The organism is Bacillus cereus (genome assembly GCF_002577405.1).
Classification (GTDB): Bacteria; Bacillota; Bacilli; order Bacillales; family Bacillaceae_G; genus Bacillus_A; species Bacillus_A cereus_AU.
In genome coordinates, this window is the sequence record NZ_NULR01000008.1 from 41055 (window position 1) to 54261 (window position 13207).

The window sequence follows — 13207 nt, forward strand, 5'->3', positions numbered from 1 at the left end:
TAAAATAGTGGGATAAACATAAAAAAGGAGCAAATCTCGAAATGAGATTAGCTCCTTTTTCTATTCCAAAACCAATTACTTATTATAATCCCCGTTAATCCGCCGCACGTATCAAGCAATGAATCTTGCCACATCGGTGTACGATCTCCTGTAAACGATTGATGGATTTCATCAAATGTTGCATACCCCGCAACGAAAAGGAGAGCGTACATAAAGCATCTTTTTCTCGAATAACCCGATCGATGAAAAGCATAATACATCAATGAACCGAGCATAAAGAACACCATAAAATGAGCACCTTTACGAAGGAAAAACTCAATAAATCCGCCTACACCTTTATTTGCAATACTAACAGGTGTACCACCGCCGTAATCGATAGATACCCATGAAAAATGCTCTTTTACAAACTCAACATTTACATATTGTTCAATATCCGAGCGCATATCCTGCTTTTGATATGGTTGTGCTGAAGAATAGAAAATCAGCCCCATCCATAGTAATACAGGAATCCAAAATAACCATTTACGATTCATTCTTCCGAAACTCCTCTCCTAGTCTTTTAAGAGTACCAAAAAAAAAATAAAATTTCACGCCAAAACATGACATTCCCACCCTATTTATATAGTGAAAGGAGGTGATAAACATGGCAGTCGAAACAATCGTAATGGACTTAACGTTACGTCTTGTATTAAACAGCGGATTAGATAAGAACGGCAAAACAGTTTTCAAGAACAAACAATTCAAACGTGTGAAAACAAACGCAAACTTAGAGAAAGTACACGGTGTAGCACATGCCCTTGCTTCCTTACAAGAATCATCACTTCACGCTGTACAACTTGTAAGCACGACAGATCTTTCTAACTTATAAAGTAAAAATTTAATCAGTGGGGGTTTTGTTTATCCCCACTGATTATTAGCCCACAAATAGCGGGATAAATAAAAAGGAGGGAATAACGTATGCAAGTACTAGAATTAATTTTCGCGAAAGAAGATGGAAAAACAGTTGTTTTTTCTATCGATAATCCCATCACACCCATCGATGCACAAGTCGTAAATCAAGTAATGGATACCATTCTTGCCTCATCTGTATTTTCATCAATTAATGAAAATACTCGAAAAAAAGGAGCACGTCTCGTAGAAAGAAGTGTCTCTGAAGTTCCAATTACTCTATAAATAAAAAGACGAATCTGCATCATTTTGCAGATTCGTCTTTTTTCTTCGGCATTTCAATCGGGATAAAGATGTTTGAAAAACCAACGCAAACATACTTATAATTTTCCCCACCTAAATCAAACTCGGTCGTATATGTTGAGAAGAAAATATAATCATTTCGCTTTGTATAATGGTCAATTAATAATCCAACTTGTGGCCCAACATACTTATTTGCCAATTTTTTACCTGCCGATGCTAAGTCGCCAAGGAGATCCTCTTTATTTTCTTTCTCGACCTCGTCTAACTTCTTACTCACATCATTACGCTTCATAAATTGTTTTGCTGCCCAATCCGTATATTCACCTTTGCTTGGGTTACTACTTGCTAAATAAACTAAGAGAACAACAGCTAGGACCATAATAATATACTTTTTCTTCATACTATCTCACCGCCTACTCTTTTCTATTTTCATATATATGTACAAGCGATGCAAATTAGAAAGACTATCATCTATTGATTGTAAACGAACAACCAAAATTTACAATATGAAACACAAAATTAACAACTAATTTACTTAATTCGAATATAATTATATTACAATCAATTTTTATAAGGGAGGACTTAACGTTATGAATGATGAAAATGATATTTTTATTTCAAGTTCTACAATGATGCTAGAGCCTTGCAAGCACCCTTATTATTGCACAACACTTATCGACAGTAGCGGGAATCATATACAATCCCGGCAAACTGCGCTCCAGCTCATAAAGAAATCTTGTCTAACCAATGTTCACTCTACTTATCGAGGCAGACGTAATGCAGTCCAAACAAATTTTAAATTCAAACAAAATGTCCCAATTCCAATTAATCATAGGGAATATATTTGTGCTTTTCCAACAGAATCTCCTTCTTCTCCAAACTGTATATGGCTATTTTATAACCATATACATGACATAGAATTTCTCAAAAAGAGCAAAAAAGCAAAAATTCATTTTTTAAATGGCACTACTACTACAATACATATCAGTCCCCATAAATTAAAGCAACAATTATTAAAAGCTGGATACGTATTATCCCGTATGAACATGCAAGATTCACTACAATTTAAAAATCTCTTATTACATTTACTGCCTTAAAATAATTAGTAGAATGGAAAGCAATATCTCTTGCCTTCCATTCTTATATTAATATTTATCCTCTTACGCTATCTCGCATTTTCTCTAGTGCTTGCCGATATACCCACCTTACTTGATAATATGTCATTTCCGCTTCTAAAGCGATTTCGCCCATCGTCTTCCCTACAAAAAAACGTTCCAAAATAATATACTTCTCCTTCTCATCTAACACACTCATCAAATCTTTCACTCTCATTTCAATATCTTCAAAATGGAAAATGTCCTCATACTCACCTACACATACATATCTTTCTTGCACAGTAGATTCTTTCTTCAATCTTTCTAATATATAACCACGCACGGTTACATGTGCATATGCAGGGAAACATCCCTTCTCCGCATCAAATCTTTCATACGCATTCCAAAGACCAATTAAACCACATTGATAATACTCTTCATAATCTTGACGAATACCTAGCTTCTTTATTTGATTTACAATCATACCTTCATACAAAGCAACCGTCTCAGTAAAAGTCGTTGGCTTCACATCGTACCTATTTCTAAAAGGTATACCTCTTTGTTATTCCGCGGTACCTTTACAATATAAAAAGGAAAAAGAAAGTTCATTGTGGGTAATTTTAAATACTACTATCCAAATTTGAAATTACGCTAGGCAGAATTTGAAATTCAGCTGGTGGTATTTGAAATAGGGGTAAAAATAAAAAAGGTGACTCTTGGGAGAGCCACCTTTTAATTCAATCATATTATACAGGCATACCTGGTAAAAACGTTGCAATCAATACGACAATCGCTGCTAAGAATACCGCTTTAATAATGAATAAGACGATAATTGGAATAGCCGCTTTCACTTTACTTAATCCTGCTGTAACTTGTAAACCTAACCAAATTAAAACTAAATTCCATAAATAGAACACTTCAATTGTATTACCGATTCCATATGCAACTGAACCTTGATCAAATAACGGTCCCAAACTTGTATATTGAGTTGCTCCACCATCTAGAATTAAAGCTATAACACCATTTATAAGTCCACCAATAACAAGAGCAATATTAGCATATACAACAATCATTAATAATTTTTTATAAGATGTATCATTTCCAAAGAACATCATAAATACTTTATAAATAGCTGCGACAAATAGTGCACCAATCATGCTTCCAACAAAACCAGATCCAATTCCATAAATAACTTCTGATGTAATTGAACTCTTTCCAGCAAATTCACCTAGTTCTTTTTGCATTTTAATCATTTCAGGTGACGTATTAACCACATATGTCGTCAAACCACCTACAAGCCCTTGTAACAATGCAACTAAGAAGAACATCCCCCAGACTTTCTCGCTCGTCTTCATTCTCTCAAACTGCAAACCAGGAGAAGTAATCATTCCAAATAATGATGGCTTCTCTCCACCAACCTTTTGCGTATTCATATTCGCTTCCATTCTAACGCCTCCTTCTATTTATGTAACCCGTTCTAACGGGCGGTTCACTTCCTCATATGGAGGCTACGAACCGCCCACTAGAACGGTAATGTGTAGTCGAGAATACCCTCCCTACTACACTAGTAAATTACTCATAACGTAATGCTTCGATTGGATCTAATTTCGCAGCTTTGTTTGCTGGAATTAATCCGAAAATAATACCAAGTGTCATAGAGAATAGTACGCCTCCTACAACAACTTCCCATGAAACAAGCGGTGGCCACTTCGCAAATGTGGAAACAATATATGCCCCGCCATATCCAAGACCAATTCCGATTAAGCCACCTAGAAGCGTTAACATAACTGCTTCAATTAAAAACTGTAATAAAATTTTACTACGCGTTGCCCCAAGCGCTTTACGTATCCCAATTTCGCGCGTACGCTCCGTTACAGATACGAGCATAATGTTCATAACACCAATACCACCAACGACTAATGAAATACCAGCGATACCACCAATAATCATTGTCATGATGTTAGTAACTTTAGAAACTCCTTCTTGGAACTCTTTTAAATTTACCAATTCATATTTACCTGGAATTTCACTTGGCTTACGACTATTCAACACCTCAACAGCTTTTTTCCCCGCTGTTTCTAAATCGTCTACATTTTTAGATTGAATTGCGATACTTTGAATTTCATCTGTTCCGTATAAAACAGGCCATAACGTTATTGGGATTAAACCTTCTTCCATTTCAAATCCCATAAACTCATTCTCAGATCTGTACACACCGATAATTTGCATCGGCTGTCCCTTCATCTCAATAATTTGTCCAACTGGATTTGTATCCTTAAATAATGTCTCTTCTGTTTTCGTACTAATCATCACAACGTTATTCGCATGAGAAATATCTGATTCGTTTAAAGTACGTCCCTTTACGACTTTTACTTTATTTACTGCAAAATATTCATTATCAAGCCCAATAACATTCAAATTTGCTTTTTTATCATTTACATCAAGCATCTCTGACGTCTGATTTGTCGTAATAACGTGCGAGACATCTTTCACTTGTTTTACTTCTAGAATATCTTCTTCCGTTAACTTCGGTATTTCAAATCCGCCCATACTAAATTCATCATTAATATCTGGCTTAAACTGAATTGGCATAAGATTATTACCAGAACCAGTGATTTTTGACTTCAGCATCGCTTCCCCGCCTTGCCCAATCGCAACGACAGTAATAATAGAACCAACGCCGATGATAATTCCGAGCATCGTAAGAGCAGAACGTAGTTTATGAGCTAAAATAGAAGATAAGGCGATTTTAATACTATCTAGTAAACTCATACCGCACACCTTCTATCTTCTGTAATTTTCCCATCTCGCAATACGATGCGACGAGAAGAATACGATGCTACTTCCTCTTCATGCGTGACCATAACAATCGTCGTACCTTCTGCATTTAGCTTTGTAAAAATATCCATAACTTGCTGACCAGACTTCGTATCAAGCGCACCGGTCGGCTCATCGGCCATAATGAACGTTGGATTATTCGCAATTGCTCTTGCAATGGCTACACGCTGCTTCTGCCCACCTGATAATTCATTCGGTAAATGATGCACGCGGTCCGCTAATCCTACTTTGCCTAGCGCCTCTAACGCACGCTTGCGGCGCTCCGCTTTCTTCACTCCACCATATACGAGCGGAAGTTCAACATTTTCCACTGCAGAAAGACGCGGAAGTAAATTAAAATGCTGAAACACAAAGCCGATATATTCATTACGAATTAAAGCAAGTTTTGACTCGTCTGCTGTTAAGATATTCACATCATTGAGCATATATTCGCCTTCTGTTGGACGATCTAAACAACCGATAATATTCATAAGCGTTGACTTACCAGAACCAGACGGCCCCATAATGGAAACAAACTCACCGCCCTGAATCGTTAAACTAATACCATGCAAAATCGGCACCGCAAGCTTCCCTTGATAATACGTCTTAGCAATATTATTTAACGTAATCATTTCTCTTTCACTTCCATTCCGTCATACACGTTGTCGGAAGGATTTTTAACCACCTTTTGCCCCACTGTTGCGCCCTCAGTAATCTCTGTCCAATCCCCATCAGTAGCACCTTTTTTCACATTTTGTTTACGAAGCTTGCCTTTCTCTTCGATATAAACAAATGCATCGTCGCCCTTTTCTACAATGCTCTTACTTGGAACAGCAATCATCGTCTTATTCTCTAAATTCACTTGTAGTGAAACGTGATAACCTGGAGATAAACCATCTTGGGTATCAAGACTTGCTTTATATGTATATTGGGACATATTTTGAGTCGCTTCACCCATACCGCCAGCTTGAGCCATCTCGGCACTCGTTGGGAACTCACTTACCTCTGTAATCTTACCTGTCCACTTCTTCTTATTATTTGCTTTCGCTGTTACAGTGAATGTTTGATCCTTTTGAATTTGTGACTTCTGAAGCTCAGTTAACGTCCCTTGAATTTGGAACGGATCTTTAGAAGCTACTTGTAAAAATGCTTTTCCTTGACCACCTAAAGCTTGAGATGAACTTTGTGCCGCATCTTTATCTAACTTTTGAACAACACCAGCAAAATTACTATAAACCGTAAGTTCTTGTTGCTTTTTACTTAACTCTTCTTTCTGCAACTTCCCTTTTTCTTTCTCAAGATCCGTTGTCTTTTGCGCCATCTCTAACTCACTTACTTGCTCTTCCATTGGTTCTGTTACTTCTTTCCCAGCCCCGCTATCTTTCGCTTTCTTAATTTCTTTCTTCAACGAATCAATCTTCTTTTTCCCTTGATCATAACGCATATCCGCCATCTTCTGATCAAGCTCAGCTTGCTTCATTTGAAGATTAATTTCTTCATTATCATAAGAGAATAACTTCGTACCTTTCTCTACCTCTTGTCCCTCTTTCACCTCAATATTTTTCACTTTTCCTTTAGTCGGATCTGCATAGAAACTTTCAATATTCCCCGGCTTCACCTGACCAGAAATTAACTTCGTATTATTAAGCTTACGCTCTGTCACTTTCTCAAAACTTACAGCATCAGCAGTTGTTGATGCGCCCTTCTTCTTACCCTGCATAACAAAAATATTAACTGCTGCTACAATCACAATTAGTGCAATAACCCCGACAATAATCCATTTTTTCTTCTTGTTTGGAGTACGAACCGTATTTGGTAACATAGTCTCTCTCCCTTTATAACTTAATAGTTTAATAAATAATCGAATTGTACAAAACTTTCTGAAAACAAAATACATATTATTACATTCTTTTTACAAAGTTTTACACATTCACTTATATTGTAACAAAAATACCAATGATTAGAAATATGACACCTTATCTTTTAAGATAGTTTTAAGGAAAGATACGTACAACAAAAAGAGCGGATATCGCCATAAGACGATACCCGCTCTTCATATATACAACTTATTTCTCATACCCATTAGGTTTCTTCTGATGCCAATTCCAAGCATGCTCAATGATTGTCTTCACATTTACATACTTAGGATCCCATCCTAACTTCTCTTTCGCTTTCTGAGAAGAAGCAACTAAACGTGCTGGATCTCCCGCACGGCGCGGTGCTACCTCAGCAGGGATTTCATGATTTGTAACTTCACGAACTGCATCAACGATTTCTTTTACACTGAAACCATTACCATTTCCTAAGTTATAGAAATCACTCTCTCCGCCGTTCTGTAGGTCTTTAAGCCCTAAGAAATGAGCCGCTACTAAATCTTCAACATGAATGTAATCACGGATACAAGTACCATCTGGTGTATTATAATCTTCACCAAACATCATAATCTTCTCACGTTGACCTAACGCCACTTGCAGCACAAGAGGAATTAAATGCGTCTCTGGACGGTGATCTTCTCCAATAATACCATTTGGAGTTGCACCAGCAACATTAAAGTATCTGAAAATCTTATAACGTAAATTAGAAGCTTGGCTATACCAATGAAGCATCTTCTCGATTGCTAACTTCGTCTCTCCGTATGTATTTGTTGGATTTGTCATTGTTTCCTCAGTAATAAGGTCCACATCTACCTCACCATACGTTGCCGCAGTAGAAGAGAAAATAAACTTATCTACCTTAAACTCATCCATTACCTCTAATAAACAAAGTGCACCATACACATTGTTATTATAATATTGAAGAGGTTTCTCCATACTAACTCCAACTAAAGAATCAGCCGCAAAATGCATAACCGCCTCAATATTTTCTTGTTTAAAAACATCTCTTAAAAATGCTTTATCACGAAGGTCACCATTATAAAACTTCGCACCTTCCGTAATCGCATCCTCATGACCAGTTTGTAAGTTATCTACTACTACTACAGATAAACCTTCATCTACTAATTTTTTCACAGCGTGAGAACCGATATAACCAGCTCCGCCACAGATTAGAATTGAATTCATTGTCTTCCTCCTACATATATTAGGATTTCTTACTCACTTTCTTATTATAAAAGGTATACGATTGCTCGTATACCTTTTGTGTACCTTTCATTACTTAGCAACAAAATAATCCGTTACATATTGTGCCCAAACTTCATGCCCTTTAGCACTTGGGAAACCAAATTCTTCTTGTAAGTATGGAAGGATAGCCTTTGTTGTTGCATCAGGCCATGCTCCCCAATGATCAACATATGTATAACCATTTTGCGTTGCAAATTGTTTTAATGCCTCAATTGCTTTTGGATAATTCTTCGCACCATACACCGGGTTTGATGGTTGAATCATAATTGTAGCGTCTTTTGCACTAGTAGAAAGTGCTTGAACGAACTTCTGCGTATTCGCAACAGAGTTGCCATTACCAGTTTTACTATTATCAGTAATAAATGGTGGCTCAAATAAAATCACATCTGGATTGTCTTTCGCAATCTCTTTATCACGTTTATTCGCGATTAACTCTTCTGTACTTTCGCCCTTATATTCCTTTACCGTCACATTCCATAAACCTTTACCGTAAGAAGCCTCTAAATTAGCAATGAACTTAGCTGCCCAAGCATCCTTTTCAGATGAAGAAGCTTCATCACCAACAATAACAAGGTTTACTGCCTTCTTCTCCTCAGCAGCTTTCTTTAACTTCTCTTTCACTGCATCTGGTAAATTCTTCGCATATGCTTCATTAAAAGATGACTTCTCATCTTGTTTTTTCGCTGTTTTCTTCTCTCCACTATCTTTCACTTCAGCCTTTGTTTTCGTTACTTCATTCGTCTGTCCCGTCGCATTCGTAACTTTCTTATTCCAGTACAATTTACCGCTCACAATCGAAGCAACAAACAATACAAAAATAACAAGGACAAGTACTGCTTTCTTATTCATCGATTCACCTCATCTATTAATCTCACAACATATAATACTAATATAAATTCATGCAAAAATAAACCCAACTCCTACCAAAGGAGTTGGGTTATTACATATTACTTAGTCAATTCAAGATGTGCTCTTAACTTATTCGTTATATCTTGTTTTGCTGCCTCTGGAACATAGTAGTACCAAATACCATCAGCGGCTTTGTGGCCGTCACCTGGGATTTGGATTTCTTCAGTATTCTCTATGCAATCTTTATAGTTCTTTTGAATCTCAAACATTTGATCTTGAGTTAAACTTGTTTTAACGTTTTTCTCAATTGCTTTTAATACATCACCGTAGCTTGCTAGAGAAGAAACGCTTGCACCTTTTTTAATTACAGCTTGAATAACTTGACGTTGACGCATTTGACGGCCGAAGTCACCGCGTGGATCTTCATAGCGCATACGAGAATATCTTAACGCTTCTGTACCATTAAGATGTATGTTCCCTTTAGCAAATTGTGATCCTTCATATTTAAATTCTAAATCATTATTAACATCTACTCCACCAACTGCATCCACAACATCTTTAAAGCCAGCCATGTTCACTTCAATATAATGATCAACTGGTACATCAAGGAAATTTTCTACCGTTTTTACAGCCATATCAATTCCACCAAAAGCGTAGGCATGATTAATCTTATCCTTTTTACCCTTACCTACAATTTCTGTATAAGAATCACGTGGAATACTAGTAATTTTCATAGATTTTTTTTGTGGATTTAGCGTAAATAACATCATCGAATCCGAACGCCCTGTCTCATCCGCTCTTTGATCCACACCCATTAATAAAATAGATATCGGCTTATTATCTGCAACATCTATTTTCTTATCACGTTTTTCAGATTTATCACGATCTAACGGTTTATGTACTGCATTTAATGTATTTGACACATTAGAATATACATAATATGCATATGCTCCTCCTGCAACTACTAGAAAACCTATTATACCTAAAATCCAAAATAAAATTTTCTTTTTCATAACTTATACCTTCTTTAATTTTTATTTATAACTAATTATGCATTATTGCTATTCTCCATATTACAGCAAGTACATTTATAAATAAAAGCTTTTTTATTCCTTATGCTTGTAATGAAAGTTCACTTTTTATTTGAGTAGTTGATATATCTTCAGTTCTCGGTAAATAAACCACTTCACAATATTCCTTTAGAAAATCAAATCTCCCTTCCCAATCGTTCCCCATAACAAATACGTCAATTTCATACTTTATAATATCTTCAATCTTTTGTTCCCATGTATTTTCCGATATTACTAAATCAACATATCTAATACTTTCCAATAGCATTTTTCTCTCATCAAATTTAAAATAAGACTCTTTTCCTTTTAATGCATTAAATTCATCAGTTGATAATGCAACTATTAAATAATCCCCTAGTTCTTTTGCTCGTCTTACTAAATTTATATGACCATAATGTAGTAAATCAAATGTTCCATATGTTAGAACCCTTTTCATAATTCGGCACTCTCCTAATTTAATTATTTCAATACTATTTTTTTTATATCTTTAGATATTGCATTAGGTGTTAACATAATTCCACCTAAATATATTAGGAATATTATTAAGGTTTTAATAAACATATTTAAAAATACGCTATCAAATATGTTAGGAATAGATACGCCTATAAGAAAGACGATTCCTCCTAATAATATATATATATATATCCCTTTAAACATTATATTTAATTTAAGTTCTTTCCTCACTAAATATATTCTAAAAAAGCATACTGTAAATTCTACAATAATCATTACAAACGTTGCACCTAAAGCACCTAGATATGGGACCATTATTAAATTAAGGGATAAGCTCAATACCGCTCCTATCACCAAAGGGACTAAATACTGTTTATCCTTTTCAAATACCAGCGCATATTGATTTGCAAACACCCCACCTAGGGGTATAAATACGATTATTAAACTTACCCAAAACATTAAATTTGACATAGGAGCAAACTCTTTTCCGAAAAACCAAGGTACAAAGTCAAAGGAATTAACCATTACTGTAACACAAAATAATATAGAAGCTACTAACGTGTAATCTATTGATTTTTTCAAAATTTTATCAATTTCAATACCATCATTTTTCGCAATTAAATTTGACATTTTAGGTAGTAAAACTATACTGAGTGATGTAATAATAGTCAATACTATCCTTGCAATTTTCTGTGAGTGATCGTAATATGATAATTCCATTGGACCAGCGATCAAACCAACAATAGTTTTATCGAATGTAATATACAATTGAATACAAAGCTGTGGAATTAACAAAAAAAGAGCTCCACGAAAATTTTTTGTTAAAGTAGCCCTATCGAAAGCGAATCGGGTTATATACTTTTTTATACTAATCCAAAAAACTAGATTTCCTAAAAAATTACCTACAGATAAAATTAGTATATATTTCCATAAGTCACTTTCATTTTTTATAACGACAAATATTAAAAGTACTGTTATAGATTTTATTGCTATATTCCTCAATACAATTTTTTTAAACTTTTCAATCCCCATATAAAACCATGATATATCAAACATTACACTTATTAAAAACGGCAACTGCAGCCAAAAATATAACTGGTAATTTTTAGCGCCGTAAATAACGAATGTTATATATCCTAATAAAACCACTATCCCTGTTATTAATTGTATAATCCAAAGATTCCAAAATGCACTATTTAAATCACATTGAGAATCTCTAACTTTTGCAATATTTCTAACCCCAAATTGTGCCATACCCAGTAAAGATATGACAGTCAAAATTTGTACAATAGAAAAAGTATAACTATTAATCCCTAGGGCCTCTACACCTAAAGTTCTAGATAGAAAAGGCAATGTAATGATAGGAATAATAATAATAAACACTTGATAAAGAGCATTATACAAGAAATCATGTATAATATTTTTCATATCGATCCCTCTACTTATTTTTCAGCTTTTAATTACATCAATCTAATAAATTTAGCGTAAAGTTAGTAACTCGACTTGATGCCTTTCCATCATTAAATTCGTCAACATACTCATATTTAAAGTTTCTTATATTACACTGTAAATCTACATTATCTATATAATCCTCAACATTTAATAATAACTCTTTCAATTCTTCAAACGAATACGCTATCGGGCCTGGAACAAAATCTTGATAGTTAAAATAAAACTCTCTATTTATTTTTATATAACTATCATAGTCATATGGATAAAATATTACGGGCTTTTCTAAAATACAATAATCCAAGAAAACAGAAGAATAATCTGTTATTAAAATATCAGTAGATTTTAATAACGTTTCCAAATCATCAACATTAGTAACATTAATAACACTACCACCATACTTGCTTAAATCATTTTTAAGATTCCTTACATTTGGATGTAATCTAATTAATAAATTTATCTTATTAAATACTCCTCTATTCTGTAATTCATCTAGATTTATTGGTAAATCAAAAGACTCCAGATTTTCTTGTCGGAAGGTTGGAGCATATAAAATATTTATCTTGTTATGATTTCCCTTATCTTCTTGCACCGCATATAATGAATCATTACGTGGTAATCCCATATTCAACAACTTTTCACTACTAACATTTAAAGCTTTCGATAAAATTTCTCCCCAAAAATCATTAGGAACTACAAGATAGTCGATTTGTTCCCCTTCTGTAATCCAACTATTTACTAACTCCCTATCAATTTGTTTAAATCCTATATCTAAACCTATTTTCTTTAAGGGGAGCCCATGCCATAATTGAATATAGATAATTCCTTTCTTCTTTTTTAGAAATGCTTCTTTATTACAGTTGTCTATCCAAATCTTAGAGGTATACATATGGTAGAAATACTCTATACTTTTCCTTCTAACAATTGTAATATTATCATATGCATCGGGCATTTTATTTTTATCATCTAAAACCCAAACATATTTTAGATCGCTCCTCTTTTTATACATTTCTTCGAAGACATATCGCGGGCTACATGAAAAATGCTCTCCTCGATATGATGTATACATTATCTTCTTTTTATTTATGGGGAACATATAAAAAAGACCATAGACAAACATACTTATCAATCGATAAATTTTATATTTAAAATTAGCTTTCAAATT

At 34.5% G+C, this 13207-nt stretch carries 16 protein-coding genes; 3 read left to right on the top strand and 13 right to left on the bottom strand.

Annotated features, from left to right (window positions below; translation table 11 throughout):
- Positions 1 to 47: 47 nt before the first annotated feature.
- Positions 48 to 533: a VanZ family protein gene (locus tag COC96_RS11565; RefSeq protein ID WP_098269342.1), complete on the bottom strand. Its 486-nt coding sequence runs from the start codon at positions 531 to 533 to the stop codon at positions 48 to 50.
- A gap of 110 nt (positions 534 to 643) precedes the next feature.
- Here COC96_RS11565 and COC96_RS11570 point away from each other — a divergent pair, with 110 nt between their 5' ends.
- Entirely contained in the window at positions 644 to 868 is a 225-nt protein-coding gene (locus tag COC96_RS11570) for a DUF1659 domain-containing protein (RefSeq protein WP_098269343.1), read from the top strand.
- Positions 869 to 957: 89 nt separating this feature from the next.
- On the top strand, positions 958 to 1173 hold the full coding sequence (locus COC96_RS11575; protein ID WP_098269344.1) for a DUF2922 domain-containing protein: 216 nt from the start codon (positions 958 to 960) through the stop codon (positions 1171 to 1173).
- A 19-nt stretch (positions 1174 to 1192) separates the two neighbouring features.
- Here the strand turns inward: COC96_RS11575 and COC96_RS11580 are convergent, their stop codons facing one another.
- Positions 1193 to 1591 carry a DUF4359 domain-containing protein gene (locus COC96_RS11580; RefSeq protein WP_098269345.1) on the bottom strand — a complete coding sequence of 133 codons (399 nt, stop codon included), beginning with the start codon at positions 1589 to 1591 and terminating at the stop codon, positions 1193 to 1195.
- Positions 1592 to 1781: 190 nt separating this feature from the next.
- Between COC96_RS11580 and COC96_RS11585 the strand changes: the two genes are divergently transcribed.
- The gene (locus COC96_RS11585) at positions 1782 to 2288 is read left to right on the top strand and encodes a competence protein ComK (RefSeq protein WP_098768838.1); all 507 of its coding nucleotides are present in this window, start codon (positions 1782 to 1784) and stop codon (positions 2286 to 2288) included.
- A gap of 55 nt (positions 2289 to 2343) precedes the next feature.
- On the opposite strand, the gene COC96_RS11590 is transcribed toward COC96_RS11585, so the two are convergent.
- From COC96_RS11590 to COC96_RS11640, 11 genes are all read right to left on the bottom strand, one after another.
- Positions 2344 to 2814: a sigma-70 family RNA polymerase sigma factor gene (locus COC96_RS11590; RefSeq protein ID WP_098768839.1), complete on the bottom strand. Its 471-nt coding sequence runs from the start codon at positions 2812 to 2814 to the stop codon at positions 2344 to 2346.
- Positions 2815 to 3031: 217 nt separating this feature from the next.
- A complete protein-coding gene (locus tag COC96_RS11595) occupies positions 3032 to 3730 on the bottom strand; it encodes a Yip1 family protein (RefSeq protein WP_098269348.1) in 699 nt (232 codons plus the stop codon).
- 127 nt (positions 3731 to 3857) lie between these two features.
- Entirely contained in the window at positions 3858 to 5057 is a 1200-nt protein-coding gene (locus COC96_RS11600) for an ABC transporter permease (RefSeq protein ID WP_098269349.1), read from the bottom strand.
- Positions 5054 to 5734, bottom strand: coding sequence for an ABC transporter ATP-binding protein (locus COC96_RS11605; protein WP_098269350.1), 681 nt, complete (start codon positions 5732 to 5734; stop codon positions 5054 to 5056). The genes COC96_RS11600 and COC96_RS11605 overlap by 4 nt, the downstream gene beginning before the upstream one ends.
- On the bottom strand, positions 5731 to 6924 hold the full coding sequence (locus COC96_RS11610; protein ID WP_098768840.1) for an efflux RND transporter periplasmic adaptor subunit: 1194 nt from the start codon (positions 6922 to 6924) through the stop codon (positions 5731 to 5733). Before COC96_RS11610 ends, COC96_RS11605 begins: the two co-directional genes overlap by 4 nt.
- A 244-nt stretch (positions 6925 to 7168) precedes the next feature.
- Complete coding sequence (galE, locus tag COC96_RS11615; RefSeq protein ID WP_098768841.1) at positions 7169 to 8161, bottom strand: UDP-glucose 4-epimerase GalE; 993 nt, start codon at positions 8159 to 8161, stop codon at positions 7169 to 7171.
- A 90-nt stretch (positions 8162 to 8251) separates the two neighbouring features.
- A complete protein-coding gene (locus tag COC96_RS11620) occupies positions 8252 to 9070 on the bottom strand; it encodes an SGNH/GDSL hydrolase family protein (RefSeq protein ID WP_098768842.1) in 819 nt (272 codons plus the stop codon).
- A gap of 98 nt (positions 9071 to 9168) precedes the next feature.
- On the bottom strand, positions 9169 to 10083 hold the full coding sequence (tagU, locus tag COC96_RS11625) for a polyisoprenyl-teichoic acid--peptidoglycan teichoic acid transferase TagU (RefSeq protein ID WP_098768843.1): 915 nt from the start codon (positions 10081 to 10083) through the stop codon (positions 9169 to 9171).
- A 100-nt stretch (positions 10084 to 10183) separates the two neighbouring features.
- Complete coding sequence (gene tagD / locus COC96_RS11630; protein ID WP_098768844.1) at positions 10184 to 10576, bottom strand: glycerol-3-phosphate cytidylyltransferase; 393 nt, start codon at positions 10574 to 10576, stop codon at positions 10184 to 10186.
- Between the two features lie 23 nt (positions 10577 to 10599).
- A complete protein-coding gene (locus COC96_RS11635) occupies positions 10600 to 12021 on the bottom strand; it encodes an oligosaccharide flippase family protein (RefSeq protein ID WP_098768845.1) in 1422 nt (473 codons plus the stop codon).
- A 37-nt stretch (positions 12022 to 12058) separates the two neighbouring features.
- Entirely contained in the window at positions 12059 to 13204 is a 1146-nt protein-coding gene (locus tag COC96_RS11640) for a CDP-glycerol glycerophosphotransferase family protein (protein ID WP_098768846.1), read from the bottom strand.
- Positions 13205 to 13207: the final 3 nt, after the last annotated feature.

Bases quoted from the DNA above. Each gene is read 5' to 3' on its own strand.
- COC96_RS11575 (WP_098269344.1), top strand. From the start codon at position 958: ATGCAAGTACTAGAATTAATTTTCGCGAAAGAAGATGGAAAAACAGTT.
- COC96_RS11580 (WP_098269345.1), bottom strand. From the start codon at position 1,591: ATGAAGAAAAAGTATATTATTATGGTCCTAGCTGTTGTTCTCTTAGTT.
- COC96_RS11595 (WP_098269348.1), bottom strand. From the start codon at position 3,730: ATGGAAGCGAATATGAATACGCAAAAGGTTGGTGGAGAGAAGCCATCA.
- COC96_RS11600 (WP_098269349.1), bottom strand. From the start codon at position 5,057: ATGAGTTTACTAGATAGTATTAAAATCGCCTTATCTTCTATTTTAGCT.
- galE (WP_098768841.1), bottom strand. From the start codon at position 8,161: ATGAATTCAATTCTAATCTGTGGCGGAGCTGGTTATATCGGTTCTCAC.
- COC96_RS11570 (WP_098269343.1), top strand. From the start codon at position 644: ATGGCAGTCGAAACAATCGTAATGGACTTAACGTTACGTCTTGTATTA.
- COC96_RS11635 (WP_098768845.1), bottom strand. From the start codon at position 12,021: ATGAAAAATATTATACATGATTTCTTGTATAATGCTCTTTATCAAGTG.
- tagD (WP_098768844.1), bottom strand. From the start codon at position 10,576: ATGAAAAGGGTTCTAACATATGGAACATTTGATTTACTACATTATGGT.
- tagU (WP_098768843.1), bottom strand. From the start codon at position 10,083: ATGAAAAAGAAAATTTTATTTTGGATTTTAGGTATAATAGGTTTTCTA.
- COC96_RS11565 (WP_098269342.1), bottom strand. From the start codon at position 533: ATGAATCGTAAATGGTTATTTTGGATTCCTGTATTACTATGGATGGGG.
- COC96_RS11620 (WP_098768842.1), bottom strand. From the start codon at position 9,070: ATGAATAAGAAAGCAGTACTTGTCCTTGTTATTTTTGTATTGTTTGTT.
- COC96_RS11610 (WP_098768840.1), bottom strand. From the start codon at position 6,924: ATGTTACCAAATACGGTTCGTACTCCAAACAAGAAGAAAAAATGGATT.
- COC96_RS11585 (WP_098768838.1), top strand. From the start codon at position 1,782: ATGAATGATGAAAATGATATTTTTATTTCAAGTTCTACAATGATGCTA.
- COC96_RS11605 (WP_098269350.1), bottom strand. From the start codon at position 5,734: ATGATTACGTTAAATAATATTGCTAAGACGTATTATCAAGGGAAGCTT.